Consider the following 20,175-nt stretch of genomic DNA (forward strand, 5'->3'; position numbering starts at 1 on the left):
GCCGCAGCCGTGCCTCACCAAAGCGGGGCAGAGAGCAGGCGCAAGCCGATGCTGAGCCAACGCTCGTCGCTATTGTTGTGCATGCGGTTGCCGTAGGTGGTGTCGATCTGTACCCGGTCCTGTACCAGCCAATAGCGCAGGCCTGCCTGGTAATAGGGACGCGCGCGATGGTCTCCATAGGTTTCCGCAATCAGGTCCAATTTGCCTGCGAGCGGGATTTCTGAGCCAAATCCCCAAGTCATGTCCGTCCGGCTTTTTTCCTTGTCGTGTAATGCGCCCAGGTTGGCGTGCAGGATCAATTTGTCGCTGAAGAACGAGGCGCTGACCGGGACATAGGCATAGGCGTTGCCCACCATGCTGGAATTGTTGTCCAGCCTGGGATGCTGCGCATAGCCTACGACCAGGCCATAGCCGTAGCTATTGGTTTCCAGCGGCTTGAACAATGCTTTCGCCTGCATCATCAGGTCGGTGTTCTGCGAGGCGCGGTCCTCACGGGTAATAGCCCCACCCAGTGTCAGCTCCAAGTTCTCCGCCGGGCTGCATCCGGGCAACGCCCAATATTCCGTGCTGTTACGGTTGCGTTTTGCCCATGATTCGAGCTGGCAGCTTTGCGGATCTACAACACGCGCATCGTCGGTAATCATCGGGCGTGCTGCCATGGCAGCTGAGGGCGCCAATAGGGCGAACAATACGAATGAACAGAAAAAATTCCTCATGGCGCAAGTCTAGTCAAAAAATGTGACGAGCGCATGGCAATTCATTGAAGCGTCACAATCCATAGGTATCTTCACCCATATGTGTTTGTTGATACTGGAGCAGGGCGCGTGAAGATATTGTTCATCTCGGATGTGTATTTTCCCCGTGTGAACGGGGTTTCCACCTCGATCCGTACTTTTGTGAGCCAGATGCAGGCGCTGGGCCATGAGGTGCATCTGATCGCACCGGATTACGGCGTCTCTACGGAAGATGAAGCCTGGATCAAGCGCATTCCCGCTCGCAGCATCTATTTCGATCCGGAGGACAGGTTGATGCGCTACGCTGCCGTACTCAAGCTGTTGCCGGAATTGCGCGACGAGAATTACGATGTCGTGCATATCCATACCCCCTTCGTGGCGCATTATCTCGGCATCAAGCTCGCACGCTTGCTGGATATTCCCTGCCTGGAAACCTACCACACCTTCTTTGAAGACTATATGCACCACTACCTGCCATGGATACCCCAGTCCATGGCCCGCAAGATCGCGATCAGTACCTCACGGCGGCAGTGCAATGCGGTCAACGCAGTGATCGCGCCATCGCAGCCCATGCTGGATGCGTTACGCAGCTATGGCGTCAAGGCCAGCGCGGAAGTGATTCCGACCGGCTTGCAGGAAAAAAGCTTTGAAGAGGCCGACGGCGAGGCTTTCCGCGACCGTTACGGCATTTCACGCCAGCGGCCCGTGGCTTTGTTCGTGGGTCGCGTCGCGCATGAAAAGAATATCGATTTCCTGCTGCGCATGGCCAATGAGCTGCGGCGCCAGCAGCCCGACATGTTGCTGGTCGTTGCCGGGGAAGGGCCGGCGCAAAAACACCTGGAGGATTTGAGTGCCGAGCTGGCGCTGGGCGACAACATCAAGTTCATCGGCTACCTGGACCGCAACACCGAACTGAATGCCTGCTACAAGGCGGCGGATGTCTTCGTTTTCGCCTCCAAGACCGAGACGCAAGGACTGGTGCTGCTGGAGGCGATGGCACAAGGCGTACCCGTCGTGGCACTGGCGGAGCTGGGCACCAAGTCCATCCTGATAGAAGGGGAGGGCGCGATGATCGCCCCTGAGGATGAACGTATTTTTGCCTCCAAGGTGTTCAGCCTGTTTGCCAACCCAGGCAAGCGCGCCAAGCTGGGCCAGGCAGCCCGGCAATATGCGGTAAAGCGCTGGACCGCACGCTTGCAGGCCGAGCGCATGCTGCAGTTTTACCAGCGCGTGCAAAGCCGCAGCGCATTCCATGCAATGAATATGGACAACAACCTCAAAGCCCGGGGCGGCTGAGAGTTGCTGAGAAAATTAAAAGCCGCTGACAAAATTCAGTGAAACGATTCTGGCCAGGGGCTCTGTGGAACGCAGTACATGGAGTACGGCAAGGCTGAGCAACAACGCCAGAAGGATTTTGTTCATGGCTCTAAGCGGTAGGCTCTGCCTCGCCCAAGATGCCGGCTTGATGCTAAGCTAGCCTTATCTGGCATGGTGAGGAGGCAATGTGAGAGTGATCGTCCTGGGCAGCGGCGTGATCGGCGTGACGACTGCCTGGTATCTTGCCGAAGCCGGACATGAAGTCATCGTGCTGGACCGGCAGCCCGGTCCTGCGCTTGAAACCAGCTACGCCAATGCCGGGCAGGTTTCTCCCGGCTATTCCAGCCCCTGGGCAGCGCCCGGCGTTCCCCTCAAGGCGCTCAAATGGATGCTGCGCCGCCATGCGCCATTATTTATCAAGCCGGACGGTTCCTGGCAGCAGCTGCGGTGGATGTGGCAACTGCTGCAGAATTGCACGGCCGCGCGTTACGAGCAGAACAAGGCGCGCATGGTGCGCCTGGCCGAATACAGCCGCGATTGCCTGGATCGGCTGCGTGCCGATACCGGCATTAAATATGAAGGCAGGCAGCAAGGTACCTTGCAACTGTTCCGTACCCAGGAGCAGCTGGATGCTGCGGTGCGGGACATCGAAGTATTGCGCTTTGCCCATGTACCTTTCGAGTTGCTGCCGAGATCATTGCTGTCTAAGGCAGAGCCTGCCCTGGAACGTGTTAATCAGAAGCTGACGGGCGGCTTGTGGCTGCCGCATGATGAAACCGGGGATTGCCACCTGTTCACGACCCGCCTGGCGGAAATGGCCGCAGCCAGGGGCGTACAGTTCCGTTACGGACAGGAAATCTCCCGTCTCGATATTGAATTTGGCAGTGTCCAGGGCGTGGTGGTGAATGGCGAGCGATTGCAGGCGGATGCCTATATTGTCGCCTTGTCCGCCTACTCGACCAGTTTTCTCAAGGGCGTGCTCGACTTGCCCGTTTACCCAGTCAAGGGCTATTCCATCACCGTTCCCATTATTGACGAGGCCTCAGCGCCTGTTTCGACAGTGTTGGATGAAACCTACAAGACCGCCGTGACGCGCTTCGACAATCGTATCCGCGTGGGCGGCATGGCCGAATTGGTCGGGTTCGACCGCCGCCTCAGTCCAAGACGAGAAGGCACGTTGAAACTGATCGTCGACGACCTGTTCCCCGGCGCCGCCGACCTGAGCCAGACTAATTTCTGGACCGGCCTGCGCCCCATGACCCCCGACGGCACCCCCACTGTCGGAGGCACGCCCTTGCCAAACCTCTACTTGAATACCGGTCATGGCACGCTGGGCTGGACCATGGCTTGCGGATCAGGGAAACTGCTTGCCGATATCATCTCGGGTAAGGAAGCGGATATCCAGCATGACGACCTGGGGCTGGATCGATATGCAAAATAAAAAAGCCGGAGCAATCCGGCTTTTCTGACATTGCCTGAAAACTCGATTAGCCGAACTTGCCGGTAATGTAGTCTTCGGTTTCCTTGCGGCTGGGGTTGGTGAAGATCTTGTCGGTGTCGTCATACTCGATCAGTTCGCCCAGGTACATGTAGGCCGTGTAGTCGGAAACGCGCGCGGCCTGCTGCATGTTGTGTGTCACGACCAGGATGGTGAGCTTGTTGCGCAGTTCGGACATCAGCTCTTCGATGTTGGCGGTGGCGATCGGGTCCAGCGCCGAGGTCGGTTCGTCGAACAGCATGATCTCGGGGTCGGTCGCCAATGCGCGGGCGATACAGAGGCGCTGCTGCTGGCCGCCGGAAAGGTTGAAAGCCAGGTCGTGCAGGCGGTTTTTCACTTCGTCCCAGAGGGCAGCGCCCTTGAGCGCTTCTTCCACCTTGTCGTCCACCACGCGCTTGCTGCGCTCGCCGCGTACGCGCAGGCCGTAAGCGACGTTTTCGTAGATGGACTTGGGAAACGGGTTGGGCTTCTGGAACACCATGCTGATGCGCATGCGCACTTCGATCGGGTCGACGCCGTTGTCGAGGATGTTGGTGTTGTCCGGGTGCATGACGATCTGGCCGTCGTACTTGTTGCCGGGGTAGAGGTCGTGCATGCGGTTGAAGCAGCGCAGGAACGTGGACTTGCCGCAGCCGGATGGGCCGATCAGGGCCGTGATGCGCTTTTCGTACAGCGGCATGGTGATGCCCTTGAGCGCCTTGTGGCCGCTGCTGTAGTAGAAGTTCAGGTTGCGTGATTCGGCTTTGACCGGGCTAGTTGTTGTTACCATGATGTCAATATCCTGATTCTGAAATCGTTCTGTTTGATGTGGCTTACCACTTGATGTTCTTGCGGATGCGGTAGCGCAGCCAGATCGCCGTGCCGTTCATGAGCAAGGTCACGACGATGATCAAGGCGCCGGTAGCCGCAGCGTTGATGTGGAAGGCATGGTCGGGGCGCGACAGCCAGTTGAACATCTGGATAGGCAACACGGTGAAGCCGGATTGCAGCCATTCAAAATTGATGAACGGCGCCACATCGCTGACTGGAGATGGCGGCAGGAAGGCGATAAAGGTCAATGCGCCGATCGTGATGATAGGCGCGGTTTCGCCCAGCGCACGCGCCATGCCGATGATGATGCCGGTCAGGATGCCGCCGGAGGAGTAATGCAGCACATGGTGGAAAACCACCTGCCATTTGGTTGCTCCTACGGCATAGGCCGCTTCGCGGATGGAAACCGGGATGCCGCGGATAGACTCGCGCGTGGTCACGATGACGATAGGCAGGATGAGCAAGCCAAGGGTCAGGCCCGCGGTCAGGATGCTTTCGCCGAAGCCCAGGCCATAGACGAACAGACCAAGCGCCAGCAGGCCATAGACGATCGAAGGTACGCCAGCCAGATTGGTGACGTTGATCTCGATCAGATCGGAGAACCAGTTCTTGGGGGCGTATTCTTCCAAGTAAATACCGGCAGCCACTCCCATGGGAACGGCAGAGAAGAATGTCACCAGCATGACCAGCAGGGAGCCCACCCAGGCCGATAGCAAGCCGGCACTGGCTGCACGGCGGGATGGATAGTTGGTCAGGAAGTCAAGGTTGAAGCGGGGATAGCCGTCTGCCACCAAGTCGATGAACAGGGTGAGCAGGGTAAGCAGGCCTATCATCAATGCCAGCAAGCCAACGATGGAGAAAATGAAGTCGTTGCGTTTGTGCTTGCGGATCATGGTCCGCACTTCGGCGAGGTTTTCCAGTACGGATGCTTGTGTCGTCATGATTAATATACCTCGCGGAATCTCTTGCGGGTGAGGTGGCCGATGATGTTGAATGTGAGCGTCATCAGCATCAGCACCAGGCCGGCAGCAAAAATACTTTGGTAACCGATGCTGCCGTGCGGCAGGTCGCCCATGGCGACTTGCACGATGTAGGCGGTAATTGTGGCCGCGCTTTCCATCGGGTTGAAGGTCAAGTTGGGTTGCTGGCCAGCGGCGAGCGCTACCACCATGGTTTCACCTACGGCACGGGAAATACCCAGGATGTAGGCTGCGATGATGCCGGAGATGGCGGCAGGCGTCACCACGCGGATGGCGGTCTGGAAGCGGGTCGCTCCCATGGCGTAGGAGCCCTCGCGCATGCTCATGGGCACGGCGCGCATGGCGTCTTCCGCCATGGAGCTGATATAGGGAATGATCATGATGCCCATGACGATACCTGGCCCGAGCATGTTGAAGCCGGGCAGTTCCGGGAAGATTTTTTGCAGCAGCGGCGTGACGAACAGCAGGGCAAAATAGCCGAACACCACGGTCGGCACGCCGACCAGCAATTCTAGGATGGGCTTGACGATTTCACGGGTACGGTGCGAAGCGAATTCCGAGAGGTAGATCGCGCCTATGGTACCCAGGGGAATCGCCACGGCCAATGCGATGGCCGAGGTGGTCAAGGTGCCGGACACCAGGGGCAGGATGCCGTAATGGGCGTTCTCGAACAGGGGCGTCCATTCCGTATCGGTCAGGAAGTCCCACAATGATACATGCTCAAAGAAAGTGAAGGATTCATACAGCAGAATCACGACGATCGAAATCGTGGTGGCGACGGCGGAAAGCGCCGCCAGCATCAGGATGAATTCAATGACCCGCTCCAGGAGGTGACGGCGGACATTCTTGGCCAAGCGGGCACTGATGGGGAGTTCGGCGGGTTTTTGTAACACTTGAGAGACCATGATCACATTGATAATCCGTGCATTGTAACGGAATGCAGTTATGCAGGCGATGCTGGGAAGCCTGAAAATATCCGGCTTCCCAGCATCGTAAGTATTACTTGATACGCTTCAGCAGATCAGTGATCTTGACGCCCACTTCAGGCTCGCCGCCAAAGCCGGTGCCGACTTTCTGTGCCTTCCAATGCTCGTTGACCGCAGCGTATTCATGCGCAGGCAAGGCGACATATTTCACCTCCTCGACTAGCTCCTTGCTGTTCGCCAGGTAGAAATCGATGAACGCTTTGACGTTGGGATTGTTTTTTGCGGCTGTTGCGCTGACGTAGATAAAGAGCGGGCGTGACAACGGTTGGTACGTACCGTTCATCACGGTTTCGCGGGATGGCAGCACCGCAGGCGCGCCAGCCTTGGCCACGATAGGCACGGCCTTCACGCGCTTGCTGTTCTCTTCATAATAGGCGAAGCCGAAATAGCCGGTGGCGGCGACATCGCTGGCAACGCCCTGCACCAGGACGTTATCGTCCTCGGAGGCGGTGAAGTCGCCGCGGCTGGACTTGGCCTTGCCGACAATCGCCTCGGTGAAGTAGTCGAACGTACCGGAATCGGAACCGGCGCCGAACAGTTTCACTGGAGTGTCGGGCCAGCTTGGGTTGACTTGCTTCCAGGTCTTGATCTTTCCTTGCGCTTCAGGCTCCCAGAGTTTCTTCAGTTCTTCGACGGTGAAGCTCTTGATGAATGCGTTTTTCGGGTTAACCACTACGGTCAGGGCGTCATAAGCCACCGGCAGTTCGATGAATTCGATGCCGGCTGCCTTACAGGCTTCGATTTCCTTGGTCAGGATAGGGCGGGAAGCCTCGGAGATGTCGGTTTCGCCGCGGCAGAATTTCTTGAAGCCGCCGCCAGTGCCGGAAATGCCCACGGTCACCTTGATGCGCTTGGCCTTCTGGAATTCTTCGGCCACCGCTTCAGTGATTGGGTAAACGGTGCTGGAGCCGTCGATGCGGATAATGTCGTTTTTTGCTGGCGCTGCTTCTGCATGGGGCATGGAGAATACAGCGGCAACGAGGGCAGCAACACCTGCTGCCTTCAGTAACTGGCTTGGAACAAATTGGGATTGCATATAGGCTCCGTAGATTGGTCAAGTGTTGCCTGGAGCCTCAATATCAATTATGCCCCGATGACAACCCGGCAAATATAAAGCGTAAATATTTCATATTTGTGACAAATAGGCAAAATGTCATGCTGCCGGGCCTGCCTTGCGGTGAGCGCGCCTGGCTTCCGCGAGCGGGCAGGCGAGCAGCGCAATGCCAAGTATCAGCAGTATATAGGAGGCCGGTTCGGGAACGGCGCTGACCTGGGCCACAGCGAGGGCCGGCAATGTGCTGGAGCCGGAAGGCGTGCCCACCCAGTTCAATTTCTGGTGGATTGCCTCGTCGGGATCGGTAGGAGTGTAAAGCAGCATGGTGATATCCAGCCAGTCGTGATAGGCCGATGGCTGGACGTAGCAAGACTTGTTGGTCCGGCAAATGGCGGAGGCGATGCCGCCCAGTATCAGATCATCTTCATCGTGTGCGCCCAGGAATAACCCGCTGCCGCTATCCCCGCCTTGCACGATCGCGCTGCCATTGGGCGTGCTATCGGTGATGATCCAGTGCACGTTGTAGCTTCCGACATGGGCAATATTGTCGACCAGCGTGGTTTCCACATAGCGTCCATCGCCGTTCCCGCTCGCATTGGCCAACGTCACCGTGCCATATGGCTCGACATCCTCGATATAGGCCAGGTTCAGCGCCGTGTAGCTGTCAGCGACAATCGGCGTGGCCAAATGCAGGAGCGCCAGGTCGTTGCCGGGGAACTGGTAATTGGGAAGCACGAATTTATCATCGATCACGGCATCGCCGTACCCCGAAGAAAACACCTTGCCGGTCGTGGCCGCATGCCCGGCAGTCAACACCCAATTGGGCGCCACCAGCACGCCGTCGGCGCCGCCCACAATTTGCCCTACCAGGCCAAAGTCGGTGGTGGGCGTGCTGCCAACCAACGCCAGCGCCGGCTGGGTGAAGATCAAGCTGGCGATCAGCATGAGGTACGCAGGATTGGGTGTATGCATGGTGCATCCTAAATTAATATGATGCGTTGAATTCTAGATAAAACCGGTACATGAGAATACATGATTGCGGGCATGGGTATTCTGCACGGCAAACAGCGGCCGTCTGGGCATTAATGTATAATTACGCGCTTTGAATTCAGTCAGTTCGGACATTGCATGGAAGCGGAACAACTTAATCTCATCGCCAACCGCCTGGATGACCTTGCGGAGCGTCACCAGGCCCTACGGGGGTATCTTTGACTTCGAAACCAAGCAGCAACGCCTGGAAGAGGTTTCACAGCTTTTAGAAGACCCCAACATCTGGAACGACAACGAGCGCTCGCAGAAGCTGGGCAAGGAGCGCCGCGAGCTGGAGTTCGTCGTCAAGTCGCTGACCGACGTCGATAACGGCGTCCGCGACAGCCGCGAGCTGTTCGAGATGGCGCGCGAGGAAAACGACGACGATACCCTGCGCAGCATAGACGCCGATACGCAGGCGCTGGAAAAGATCGTTGCGGAAATGGAGTTCCGCCGCATGTTCGCCCACCCGATGGACCCGAACAACTGCTTCCTCGATATCCAGGCCGGCTCCGGCGGCACCGAGGCGCAGGACTGGGCCTCCATGCTGTTGCGCATGTATTTGCGCTATTGCGAGAACAAGAGCTTCAAGGTCGAGGTATTGGAAGAGTCCGAGGGCGACGTGGCCGGCATCAAGAGCGCGTCGCTGAAAATCTCCGGCGACTATGCCTACGGCTTCCTGCGTACCGAGAGCGGCGTGCACCGCCTGGTGCGCAAGTCGCCGTTCGATTCCGGCAACCGCCGCCATACCTCGTTCGCCAGCGTGTTCGTCTACCCCGAGGTGGACGACTCCATTGTGGTGGAGATCAACCCCGCCGACCTGCGTATCGACACCTACCGCGCCTCCGGCGCGGGCGGCCAGCACATCAACAAGACCGATTCCGCGGTGCGTATCACCCACTTGCCGACCAATACCGTTGTGCAGTGCCAGAACGACCGCTCGCAACATCGCAACAAGGACGAGGCGATGAACATGCTGAAGGCGCAGCTGTACGCGCTGGAGCTGCGCAAGCGCAACGAGGAAAAGCAGGCGATGGAAGACGCCAAGACCGACATCGGCTGGGGGCACCAGATCCGATCCTACGTGCTCGACCAATCGCGCATCAAGGATTTGCGCACCAACGTCGAGGTCGGCAATACCCAGGGGGTGCTGGACGGCGACCTGGATCCGTTTATTTCTGAAAGTTTGAAGCAGGGAGTGTAAGGGTGAGTGACGCACAAAATTCCAAGACGGCGAATGAAGCAGCCAGCGCGCGGCAGGATGAAAACCATGTGATCGCCGAGCGCCGCGAGAAGCTCAAGGCGATCCGCGAGCAGGGCGTGGCTTTCCCCAACGACTTCAAGCCCGAGCATGCCGCGCAAAGCCTGCATGACAGTTACGACCCGGTCGAAGGCGAAGAGCTGGAATCCCAAGCGCTGGGCGTGGCGATCGCCGGCCGCATGATGCTCAAGCGCGTCATGGGCAAGGCCAGTTTCGCCACGGTGCAGGACAAGAGTGGCCGCATCCAGGTGTTCGTTACCAGGGAAAATGTCGGCGAAGAAACCTACGACGCCTTCAAGAAGTGGGACCTTGGCGACATCATCGCGGCACGCGGCACCCTGTTCAAGACCAAGACCGGCGAGCTTTCCGTCAAGGTGAGCGAACTGCGCCTGCTGACCAAGTCCCTGCGTCCCTTGCCGGAAAAATTCCACGGCCTGGCAGACCAGGAAACCAAATACCGCCAGCGCTATGTCGACCTGATCGTTTCCGAGGAAACCCGCAAGACCTTCGTGGCCCGCAGCAAGATCGTCGCGGCGATCCGTGCCTTCATGCTCAGCCACGAGTTCCTGGAAGTGGAGACGCCCATGCTGCATCCGATTCCAGGCGGCGCGGCTGCCAAGCCGTTCATTACGCACCACAATGCGCTGGACATGCAGATGTACATGCGGATTGCGCCCGAGCTCTACCTCAAGCGCCTGATCGTCGGCGGCTTCGAACGCGTGTTCGAGATCAACCGCAATTTCCGCAACGAAGGCCTGAGCGTGCGCCACAACCCGGAATTCACCATGATGGAATTCTATGCGGCCTACACGGACTACAAGTGGCTGATGGATTTCACCGAGAGCTGTATCCGCGCTGCGGCGATCGCTGCCTGCGGTTCTGCCGTGGTGGAGTACCAGGGGCGGGAGCTCGACCTTGGCAAGCCGTTCGAGCGCTTGACCATTGTCGGCGCGATCCAGAAATACGCCCCGCAATACACATTGGAACAATTGAACGACCAGGCTTTCCTGCGCCAGGAGCTGAAGAAATTCGGCGTGGAGGTGTTCGCCCACCTGGGCCTGGGCGCCTTGCAGCTGGCCTTGTTTGAAGAGACAGCAGAAAGCCAGCTCTGGAACCCCACCTATATCATCGACTACCCGGTCGAAGTCTCGCCGTTGGCGCGCGCATCCGATACCGATCCTGCGATCACGGAACGGTATGAGCTGTTCATCACTGGCCGCGAGATCGCCAATGGCTTCTCGGAACTGAACGATGCGGAAGACCAGGCGGCGCGCTTCCATGCCCAGGTGGCTGCCAAGGAGGCCGGGGATGACGAGGCCATGTATTACGACGCGGACTTCATCCGCGCGCTCGAATACGGCATGCCGCCGACAGGCGGATGCGGCATCGGCATCGACCGCTTGGTGATGCTGTTGACCGATAGTCCCAGTATCCGCGATGTCATTCTGTTCCCGCATATGCGGCCGGAACACTAATCCTGCCAAGGCCGGTCATACCGGCCTTTTTTATTGCTTGCATAACTCCAAGATTGTTGTCTGTCAGCGACACGCGCTTCGGCTGTAGGACTCAATGACGATTTTCAGGCGCCGCATCTGCATGGCTGATATAACGTTGTTTGCCGCTGTATCCCATACGGCTTTAATCCTCACCATGCTGGATCGCTGAGATGGCGAGGCCCGCGACGTCGTACATCAGCGACATTTTGAGCAGCAATCTCTTGTTGAATATGAATTTATTTTCATAATAAGTTGATTATGAACAATTAATATTGCATGGCATATACCTTGCTGACTGTCGATGGTCTTGGCCTATTGATCAAATAGGCCTGTCTGTCATCAATTGAGAGGTTTATCTATGTTAAACAAACAAGGTCTATTCAACCGTACTTCCACCCCCCAAAGCAGTTCCAGCGTCAACCCAGTTTCTACCCCCTTGAATAGCAAGCCGGAAACTACCTCGGTGCCGTACCAGGCCACGCCCGTCACCAATACGGCCGCTTCCGCCTCCAAACCAGAAACCTCGTCGACGGCAGGCGTGCATGCCGATGCCCAGACCGGTAGCCGCCTGATTGTCGGGCCCGACGTCAAGTTGAAAGGAGCCGAGATCCAGGACTGTGACATCCTGGTGGTGGAAGGGCGCGTTGAGGCCACGATGGATAGTCGCGTGATCCAGATCGCTGAACATGGCGCCTTCTCCGGCAAGGTGGGTATCGATGTGGCCGAGGTGCATGGCAATTTCGAAGGCGAATTGACGGCACGCAGCCAGCTGATCATTCATTCCACCGGCCGTGTGAGCGGGAAAATCCGTTATGGCAAGATCCTGATTGAAGAAGGGGGGGAGCTGTCTGGCGATATCGCTTCCCTCTCTGCGGATGAAGGCAATAGCAAGGTCAAGCGTATCCAGTCTGCATGAGGCGCGGTGCCCGAGATAATAAAAAAGCCCCTGACGGGGCTTTTTTTATTATCTTCTACTAGCTGCTGATCAAATGCCGTTGGCAGCCGCCGCCTCCTTGGCGTGGTATTTGCCAATCAGGCTATCCCATTCGATAGTGACATTGCCGCCAGTCATCTGATACTGCTTTTGCCAGCCATTGAGCAGCTCGATGCATGCATGATCGATGTATTCGAGATCGTCAAACTGCACATGGATATCGCGACCGGCCTCCAGATGGTCCAGCACGGAAACCAGCTTGGGGATGCCGAGCTGCGTGGCGGAGCCCTTCAGGTGCAGCGTGGTTTGCTTGCTGTTGGGCTGGTGCTCCGCCTTGATGGAGACATGGGAGAACACGTACAGCAGCTTTGCAATCGACAATGCCAGGCCGGTGACGACGCCTGCCAGCAGGTTGAAGCTGACGATGGTGACGATGGTGATGATGTAGATTGCCAGCTCGGCCTTGCCGTAAGCCAGCAGTTCCTTGGCCACCTTGGGGTAGGCCAGCTTGTAGCCGGTGTACACCAAGACGCCGGCCAGGGTGGCGACCGGGATGTATTCCAGTGTAAACAGGAAAATACTGATGAACAGCAGCAGCCACAAGCCGTGCAGAATGGTGGAAACGCGGCTGGTGGCGCCTGCTTCGACGTTGGCGCTGGATCGCACGATCACCCCTGTCATCGGCAATGCGCTGAGGAAGCCGCAAATGGCGTTACCCACGCCTTGCGCCATCAGCTCGCGGTCGTACTTGGTACGAACGCCCTGGTGCATCTGGTCAACCGCGGCGCAAGACAGCAATGACTCCGCACTGGCAATGAAAGCAAGCGACACGACCGCGAGCAGCACGCCGGCTGTCATGGAGGCTTCAACGGTGCTCATCGTCGGGGTGATGATGGTGCCTAGGATGTTCTGCAGGTTGGTCGGGCCGTCGAACAGGTCGGTGAGGTACTTGATGTCGAAGCTGAACAAGTTGGCGACGATCACCGCCAATACCACCCCGATCAATGCGCCCGGAATCAGCTTGAGCCGAGTAGGGGCATAGCGCGTCCAGAGTACGATGGACGCAATGGTGATGATGCCGGTAATCGCGGCGTAAATATTGCCGCCATGCGATTCGAATGTTTCCAGCAGGCCGTTGGGGATGTCCAGTAGGTTCTTGATGCCGCTAGACAGAGGATCGCGGTCAAGCATGATGTGGAATTGCGAACCGATGATCAGTATGCCAATACCGCCCAGCATGCCGTGGATCACCGCAGGCGAGATGGCGCGGAACCACACCCCGAGTTTGAACACTCCGGCGAGTATCTGCACGAAGCCTGCCGCCAATACGATCACGCCGTAAATGGCAAGGCCGAACTCGGTGACGATATCGGCCACGATCACGACCAGGCCTGCGGCCGGGCCGCTAACGGTCAACGGGGAGCCGGAAATCGAGCCGACCACAAGGCCGCCGATAATCCCTGTGATAATGCCGGCTGTCGGCGGGAGGCCTGAGGCAATCGCGATGCCAAGACATAATGGCACTGCCACCAAAAATACCACAATGGAGGCAAAGAAGTCTTTGCTGAGGCTGCCTGCTTTTACTTCAGCCGTATTGGTTTGAGTTGTCATGCTAGTTTAATCCTGAGAAAGAGGAGTCGCGGTTCGCCTAGTTCTGCACCAAGGGATGGTCTGCGCTGAATATCTGGTAAGTCTCGGGGAAGTTCACCTTGGCTGTGGCCAGGTCGTAGACGCCGCCGACAATGCCGATTTCGCCTTTGTTCAAGAGGTCTCGCAGGATATCGCTGGAGTTCCAGATGGTGTCGATCTGGGTCTTGACGTTGAGTTCGCACACGTGGCCGACAAAGGTATCGTTCGAGGATGAGCGGTTTTCCTTGGTCTGCTTTTCAGCTTCGACGGCAGGAAAGATCATCTTGGTGATTTCGCCGATATGGCCGCCGGAGAAACCGTCGCAGGCCGCCTTCACCGCGCCGCAATTGGTATGGCCAAGCACGACGATCAGCTTGCTGCCCAGGTATTTGCATGAGTATTCCAGGCTGCCAATCGCCTTGCGCGAAGCAATATTCCCCGCCAGGCGCACGCTGAAAAGATCGCCCAGGCCCTGATCGAAGATCAGTTCCGTTGATGTGCGCGAGTCGCTGCAACTGAGGATGGCGGCAAAAGGGTGCTGCTTGTCCTTGGTGATATTCACCACATTCAGCAAATCCCGGTGGGCTGAAATATTCTGGGTAAAGCGTTCATTGCCTTCCAGCAGGATGGCCAGGGCTTCTTGCGGCGACATTTTGTCGCGGTCTTGTAGTGGGTGTTTGTACATGTTTTTACTTCCCCTGCTGAGTTAAAAATTTATCGTATTAATGGATGATGTATGTGTAATCGGTCTTATGAAAGACATAATAGGAATTATTTTGTTCCGTATAAATATGATTATTATAGGTAAATTTTATTGTTTCTATAAAAAACTTATTGTAAAGAAATGTAAGTTTGTGAAAGGATTTGGCAAAAATTTCATCGCATCATGCAGTTAAACCATGACGGTTTGATGAAAATAATGGAAAGGAAAGCGGTTTTCTAGTTCTTTTTTGATGCCAGAATTTACCTGGATGTCATAAAACTGTCATTTTCAGTACATCATTCAGTCACATTGCAACCACATACTGCACGCCATATCGCTGTGAAAGCCAGGCTCCATCAGCGATAGGCGGCCTTTGCCGCCACGAGCAGGTATCAAGCTTGATACATAGACCTAAATAAAATAAGTGCATGGATTGTAAAGTGATTGCGATGACAACAGGGAAAACGGCCCGCAAAGCCTTAGCGACAGCAGTAATACTGGCAACGACATCTGCCACTGCAATGGCGGATGCGCAAGTGTTGGAGTTATATGTGGACTCCACGACCAAACAGATTTTCTCCGAACCCGGCCCTAACCGGGTGAAAATGGGGACCTTCAAGTCAGTTGATAGCACAGCAGAAGCCAAGAGCGAGAACGCTGCCAGCATCGATCTGGTTGAAATGAAGCAGGAGTTGGAGCTCAGGCAACGGGAGTTGGAGGAAAAGCTCGACAAGATCGCCATGGCGCCTGCGCCAAAGCCGGCCAAGAAAAACTGGTCGGAAACCATGAAAGTACGCGGATACATGCAGATCCGCAGCAACCCCATCATCGGGGGCGACAAGGATATTTCCCATCAGGCGGACCGCTCGATTGGCGATAATACCAACTTCCTCATCCGCCGCATGCGCCTGGTGTTCTATGGCGACATCAGTGAACGTTTGTCCTACTACATCCAACCAGATTTTGCGAGCCGGACAGGCGATGGCACTGGCAATATTGCCCAGCTACGCGACGCCTATGGCGACATCTACTTGACCAAGGACAGGGTGCACCGCCTGCGTGTCGGCCAATCCAAGATTCCCTACAGCTTCGAGAACCTGCAATCGAGCCAGAACCGTATCGCGCTTGACCGTAACGACGCATTGAACAGCTGCTGTAAGGATGAGCGGGACTTGGGCGTGTTCTACTACTACACGCCGAAGGACAAGCAGGAGATGTTCAAATATCTCGTGGACAGCGGCCTGAAGGGCTCGGGCAACTACGGCGTGTTCGCCTTCGGCGCCTACAACGGCACCGGCGCCAACCGTTCCGAAAACAACGACAACCTGCATCTGGTCTCGCGTTTCACTTATCCGGTCAAGTTCGAAAACGGCCAGATTTTCGAGGCTGGTATTCAGGGGATTTACGGTACTTTCAAGCCGAGCAAAGATACGGGTATTGCAGTCAACTCCAAGGAAGATGGTTTCAAGGATCAGCGCGTAGGCGTGCATGCTGTATTGTATCCGCAACCTTTCGGCCTGCAGGCGGAATGGAACTGGGGCAAGGGGCCTTCGCTGAACGACGCGGGCACCATGATCGAGGAAAAGTCGCTCAATGGCGGCTATATCCAGGCCATGTACCGCATCAAGGATTTCTTTGGTTATGGCGTGATGTTGCCGTTCGTGAAGTGGCAGTATTATGACGGCGCGCAGAAATTCGAGACCAATGCCCCGCAGAACAGGGTAAATGACTGGGAGGCCGGTTTCGAGTGGCAGCCATCGCCTGAACTCGAGTTCACTGCTTATTATGCCAAGCTGGATCGCAGCAATCTCAAGGATTCGCCTTACGCCAAATATGACAGTGATTTGCTGCGTCTGCAGTTGCAGTATAACTTCTAGAAGAGTTCGAATCTTCTGCTTCAGCCCGCCATGTGCGGGCTTTTTATTTGTTGAAAGATTTTTAACCGCAGTTGTAGGAATTTACTAATACAATGCGTAGATTATGTATATATCAAGTCACCAGTCTGCTCAACGAACCAGGCCGATCCGATATTTGCTGATCTCAGTGGCGATAGCCCTGGGATATTTCCTCCTCGGGCATAGCACGATCCAGCTCGGGACGCCCGCCACCTTTTCCACTTTCATCTGGCCGCCTGCCGGGTTTGCGCTGGCGGTGTTGATACTGGGCGGGGCGCGTATGCTGCCTGGACTGCTGTTCGGGGTGGTGGCGACACAATATAGTGCCGGCCTGCCCTTCGCCGCCGCACTATTGGTCGGTGCCGGCGCGCTCGCCGGCGCTGTCGCAGGGTACTACATCCTCAAGCGCTACCTCAGGTTCGAGCCTGCGATGACGCGTCTGCGCGACCTCATGGGAATGGTGCTGGTCGGTGCGGTCTTCAGCCCATTGCTTAGTGCAAGCCTGGGCAGTCTGGTGCTGAAACTATTCGGCGTCGTGCAGGGGCCGGCCCTGTATGTCACCTGGCTGCAATGGTGGATGGGGGATGCCCTGGGCATCATCCTGTTGACGCCCGCCATCCTGGCTTGCTTCTACTACGAGCCTATCCGCTGGACCAGGACCAGGATATTGGAAGCCGTCGCTCTGGCCGGCATGCTGCTGGGCTTGTGCTTCCTTGCGTTTAATGATCTTTTGTCCCAGGCAGGGGAACTGGAAGCCAAGGCGTTCCTGGTCTTTCCGTTGGTGATCTGGGCGGCATTGAGCTTTCATCAACGCGGGGCGGCCTTAGCCTCCATGCTGATCGTCATGACGGCCTTGTGGGGCGGTGGAGGCTACCACGGCTATTTCAGTATGGAAATCAGCAATGCGGCCTTGTTCAATTATTGGATGTTTGCGTTGGTGACCGTGTCGATAGGCGTGGGCTTGTCGGGCCTGCATGTCGGGCGCCTGCATGCGGATGAGCAGCTCAGGCGGCAGCTCGGGCTTTACAACGCGTTGAGCAATGCCCAGTCCGATGCCGGCGAAGGCGTGGTGGTGATCGAGGACGGCAAGATCATCTACGCCAACGAGGCCCTATGGAAAATCGGCGGATACGATGCCCGTGACATCCCGATGGGCTCAAGCTTCCTCAGCCTGATCCATCCGAGCGACCGCGAGCGCGTGGCGCAGCATTATGCGCAACGCATCCGCGGCGAATATACGCCGAGCCGTTACGAAGCGATGGCGATCAGCAAGTCGGGCAAGCCGATCCCGATCGAGGTGGCGGCGGCCAACTATCGTGACGGCAGCGAGCGCGTCGTGGTGCTGATCATCGATATCAGCAGCCGCAAGCAGGCGGAGGAGGCCTTGCTGCAAAGCCGGGCGGAATACCGCGAGCTGGTGGAGTCCGTGAAGGCCGTGGTGTGGCGGGCGACGCCGGATGCGGCCTTCACTTTCGTCAGCCAGGAGGCAGAAAGCCTGCTGGGATACCCGATACAGGAATGGACGGGCAATCCTGGTTTCTGGGCGGAGACCATGCATCCGGACGACCGGGAGTGGGTGGTCGACTTCTGCGCCTGGGAAACCCAGCAGCTCAAGGACCATGTATTCGAATACAGGATGCTGGCCGCGGATGGCAGAGTGGTCTGGCTGCAGGATATCGTGCGCGTCATCCCTGACCGGTTCGGCAAGCCGCAGGAATTGCTCGGCGTGATGCTGGACATCACCGCCCGCAAGGCCGCGGAAGCCAGCCTCAAGCTCTCCAAGCAGGTGTTTGACAATACCAGCGAAGCCATCCTGATCGCGGATCGCGACCTCAATATCCTGGAGGTCAACCAGGCCTACCTGGACATGACCGGATGTGAACGCGGGGATTGCATCGGTGTGCGCTTGTCCCTGCTGGATGAGCCCGGCGACGGCGGGCAGACGATCGGAAGCCTGGTACAGCAGGATGGGAAATGGATGGGCGAATTGCTCGCCCACAAAAAGAGCGGCGAATACTACCCGGAATGGGTGTCCATCAGCACCGTGCACGATAGTAACGGCATCTTGCAGAACTACGTCGTGGTGTTGACGGATATCAGCCAACGCAAGCAATCCGAGGAGCGGCTGCAGTTCCTCGCCACGCATGACGGCCTGACTGGGCTGCCAAACCGTGCATTGTTGCAGGAGCGTACCGAGCTGGCCTTGTTGAGGGCGCAGCGCTATCAGCAGCGGATAGGGGTGCTGTTCATCGATCTCGACCGGTTCAAAATTATCAATGACACGCTGGGCCACCAGGCCGGCGACATGCTGCTGCAGGAGGCGGCGAGCCGGTTGAGGGAGTGCTTGCGGCAGACGGATACCATTGCCCGCCAGGGCGGGGACGAGTTTGTGGTGCTGGTGGAGGACTTCACCGAGCAGCAATACCTGGCTGGCGTGGCGCGCAAGATCATGCATGCGTTGGCGCAGCCGTTCATCCTGATGCAGCAGGAGCTGTACATCAGCGCCAGCATCGGCATCAGCGTCTATCCCGAGGACGGCGTCGATATCTTCTCCCTGCTCAAGAATGCGGACATGGCCATGTACCGCGCCAAGGACGACGGCAAGAACACCTTCCATTTTTATTCCGCGGAAAGCAACGCCAGCAGCGTCAGCCGCCTGACGCTGGAAAACAGCCTGCGTCGCGCACTGGAGCGCAACGAATTCACCTTGCTGTACCAGGCCAAGCTGGACCTGGCCGAGCAGGGCATCATCGGCGCGGAAGCCTTGATCCGCTGGCATAGCGCAGAGCTCGGCCTGGTGTCTCCCCAGGACTTCATCCCAATTGCCGAGGAAACCGGCCTGATTATCGAGATCGGCGAATGGGTGCTGCAACAGGCATGCCGCGACGCCTGCCGCTGGCAGGCAATTGCAGGCCGTCCGGTCCGCGTGGGCGTGAATATTTCCGCGCGGCAGTTCCGCGAGGACAGCCTGCACAAGGCGATCAGCAATGCATTGGAGGAAAGCGGCCTCACGCCGGATTGCCTGGAACTGGAAATCACGGAGAGCATGATCATGCAGAATGCGGAACGCGCCAGCCAGATGTTGCAGCATTTCCGTGACCTGGGCAGCCATGTGCTGATCGATGACTTCGGCACCGGTTATTCATCGCTGGGCTATCTCAAGCATTTCCCCATCGACTCGTTGAAGATCGACCGATCCTTCGTGCGCGACATCCCGCAGGATAGCGACGATATGGCGATTACGCAGGCCATCATCGCCATGGCGCACAGCCTCAAGATCAATGTGGTGGCCGAAGGAGTGGAAACCCAGGCGCAGCTCGAATTCCTGCGGGGGCAGGGATGCGACCAGCTGCAGGGGTATATCTTCAGCCGTCCGCTCGCGGAGGAGGATTTCCTCGGCATGCTGCGCTTTGACACGGCGCGGCGCGCAGGGCGCACCCATATCCGTGGTTTGCAGCTTGAGGAGCCCGGGCTGACCGAGGCCTGAGCCGGGGATGGTTCCGGCTAGTGGGGCGGCTCCTTGGCCAGGTTGAGGGAATAGATCGGTATTTCCACCACGATATCCTCGTCCCCGACGATGGCCTGGCAGGAAAGGCGGGAATTGGTCTTCAGGCCCCAAGCCTGGTCCAGCATGTCCTCCTCTATTTCCTCAGGCTCGGATAGCGAGTCGTAACCCTTCTGGATATAGACATGGCAAGTGGTGCAGGCGCATACGCCGCCACATGCGCTGTCGATCTCAATGTCCTGCTTGTGCAGGTTATGGCAGATCGACCTGTCCGGCTGCGCTTCGAACGTCTTGCCCTCAGGGCAGTATTCCGGATGGGGAAGAACAGTAATTTTTGCCATGGC

16 protein-coding genes are annotated in these 20,175 nt (G+C 57.3%); 7 read left to right on the top strand and 9 right to left on the bottom strand.

What is annotated here, in order from left to right; translation table 11 throughout:
* Positions 1–14: 14 nt before the first annotated feature.
* On the bottom strand, positions 15–659 hold the full coding sequence (locus tag ACWXTG_RS00675; RefSeq protein WP_407995856.1) for a hypothetical protein: 645 nt from the start codon (positions 657–659) through the stop codon (positions 15–17).
* Between the two features lie 165 nt (positions 660–824).
* Between ACWXTG_RS00675 and ACWXTG_RS00680 the strand changes: the two genes are divergently transcribed.
* Entirely contained in the window at positions 825–2,030 is a 1,206-nt protein-coding gene (locus ACWXTG_RS00680; RefSeq protein ID WP_407995857.1) for a glycosyltransferase, read from the top strand.
* A 208-nt stretch (positions 2,031–2,238) separates the two neighbouring features.
* Positions 2,239–3,492, top strand: coding sequence for a D-amino acid dehydrogenase (locus ACWXTG_RS00685; RefSeq protein ID WP_480220371.1), 1,254 nt, complete (start codon positions 2,239–2,241; stop codon positions 3,490–3,492).
* Between the two features lie 46 nt (positions 3,493–3,538).
* On the opposite strand, the gene pstB is transcribed toward ACWXTG_RS00685, so the two are convergent.
* From pstB to ACWXTG_RS00710, 5 genes are all read right to left on the bottom strand, one after another.
* Positions 3,539–4,318, bottom strand: a complete 780-nt coding sequence (pstB, locus tag ACWXTG_RS00690; RefSeq protein WP_407995858.1) for a phosphate ABC transporter ATP-binding protein PstB — start codon at positions 4,316–4,318, stop codon at positions 3,539–3,541.
* Positions 4,319–4,361: 43 nt separating this feature from the next.
* Positions 4,362–5,300, bottom strand: coding sequence for a phosphate ABC transporter permease PstA (pstA, locus tag ACWXTG_RS00695; protein ID WP_309564738.1), 939 nt, complete (start codon positions 5,298–5,300; stop codon positions 4,362–4,364).
* Positions 5,301–5,302: 2 nt separating this feature from the next.
* Complete coding sequence (gene pstC / locus ACWXTG_RS00700; RefSeq protein ID WP_309564739.1) at positions 5,303–6,244, bottom strand: phosphate ABC transporter permease subunit PstC; 942 nt, start codon at positions 6,242–6,244, stop codon at positions 5,303–5,305.
* Positions 6,245–6,338: 94 nt separating this feature from the next.
* Positions 6,339–7,361, bottom strand: coding sequence for a PstS family phosphate ABC transporter substrate-binding protein (locus ACWXTG_RS00705; protein ID WP_309564740.1), 1,023 nt, complete (start codon positions 7,359–7,361; stop codon positions 6,339–6,341).
* A gap of 117 nt (positions 7,362–7,478) precedes the next feature.
* A complete protein-coding gene (locus ACWXTG_RS00710) occupies positions 7,479–8,351 on the bottom strand; it encodes a trypsin-like serine protease (RefSeq protein ID WP_480220372.1) in 873 nt (290 codons plus the stop codon).
* Positions 8,352–8,507: 156 nt separating this feature from the next.
* On the opposite strand from ACWXTG_RS00710, the gene prfB reads away from it, so the two are divergent.
* From prfB to ACWXTG_RS00725, 3 genes are all read left to right on the top strand, one after another.
* Positions 8,508–9,612 (top strand): peptide chain release factor 2 gene (prfB, locus tag ACWXTG_RS00715; RefSeq protein WP_309564742.1). Its coding sequence is split into 2 segments (ribosomal slippage): positions 8,508–8,588 and positions 8,590–9,612, totalling 1,104 coding nucleotides; the frame shifts between segments, so codons are not numbered across the junction.
* A 2-nt stretch (positions 9,613–9,614) separates the two neighbouring features.
* Positions 9,615–11,144, top strand: coding sequence for a lysine--tRNA ligase (gene lysS, locus ACWXTG_RS00720; protein ID WP_480220373.1), 1,530 nt, complete (start codon positions 9,615–9,617; stop codon positions 11,142–11,144).
* 379 nt (positions 11,145–11,523) lie between these two features.
* A complete protein-coding gene (locus tag ACWXTG_RS00725; RefSeq protein WP_480220374.1) occupies positions 11,524–12,081 on the top strand; it encodes a bactofilin family protein in 558 nt (185 codons plus the stop codon).
* 69 nt (positions 12,082–12,150) lie between these two features.
* Here the strand turns inward: ACWXTG_RS00725 and ACWXTG_RS00730 are convergent, their stop codons facing one another.
* Together ACWXTG_RS00730 and ACWXTG_RS00735 are read right to left on the bottom strand one after the other, a co-directional pair.
* Positions 12,151–13,710, bottom strand: a complete 1,560-nt coding sequence (locus ACWXTG_RS00730; protein WP_480220375.1) for a SulP family inorganic anion transporter — start codon at positions 13,708–13,710, stop codon at positions 12,151–12,153.
* A 37-nt stretch (positions 13,711–13,747) separates the two neighbouring features.
* The gene (locus ACWXTG_RS00735) at positions 13,748–14,413 is read right to left on the bottom strand and encodes a carbonic anhydrase (RefSeq protein WP_309564746.1); all 666 of its coding nucleotides are present in this window, start codon (positions 14,411–14,413) and stop codon (positions 13,748–13,750) included.
* Between the two features lie 539 nt (positions 14,414–14,952).
* On the opposite strand from ACWXTG_RS00735, the gene ACWXTG_RS00740 reads away from it, so the two are divergent.
* Positions 14,953–16,308, top strand: a complete 1,356-nt coding sequence (locus ACWXTG_RS00740) for a porin (protein WP_407995865.1) — start codon at positions 14,953–14,955, stop codon at positions 16,306–16,308.
* A gap of 154 nt (positions 16,309–16,462) precedes the next feature.
* Positions 16,463–19,813, top strand: coding sequence for a bifunctional diguanylate cyclase/phosphodiesterase (locus ACWXTG_RS00745; protein ID WP_480220376.1), 3,351 nt, complete (start codon positions 16,463–16,465; stop codon positions 19,811–19,813).
* Between the two features lie 17 nt (positions 19,814–19,830).
* On the opposite strand, the gene fdx is transcribed toward ACWXTG_RS00745, so the two are convergent.
* Positions 19,831–20,172 (bottom strand): ISC system 2Fe-2S type ferredoxin, encoded by a 342-nt coding sequence (gene fdx / locus ACWXTG_RS00750; RefSeq protein WP_480220377.1) that lies wholly within the window; start codon positions 20,170–20,172, stop codon positions 19,831–19,833.
* Positions 20,173–20,175 lie beyond the last annotated feature (3 nt).

Source organism: Methylobacillus sp. DLP286 (assembly GCF_056636515.1).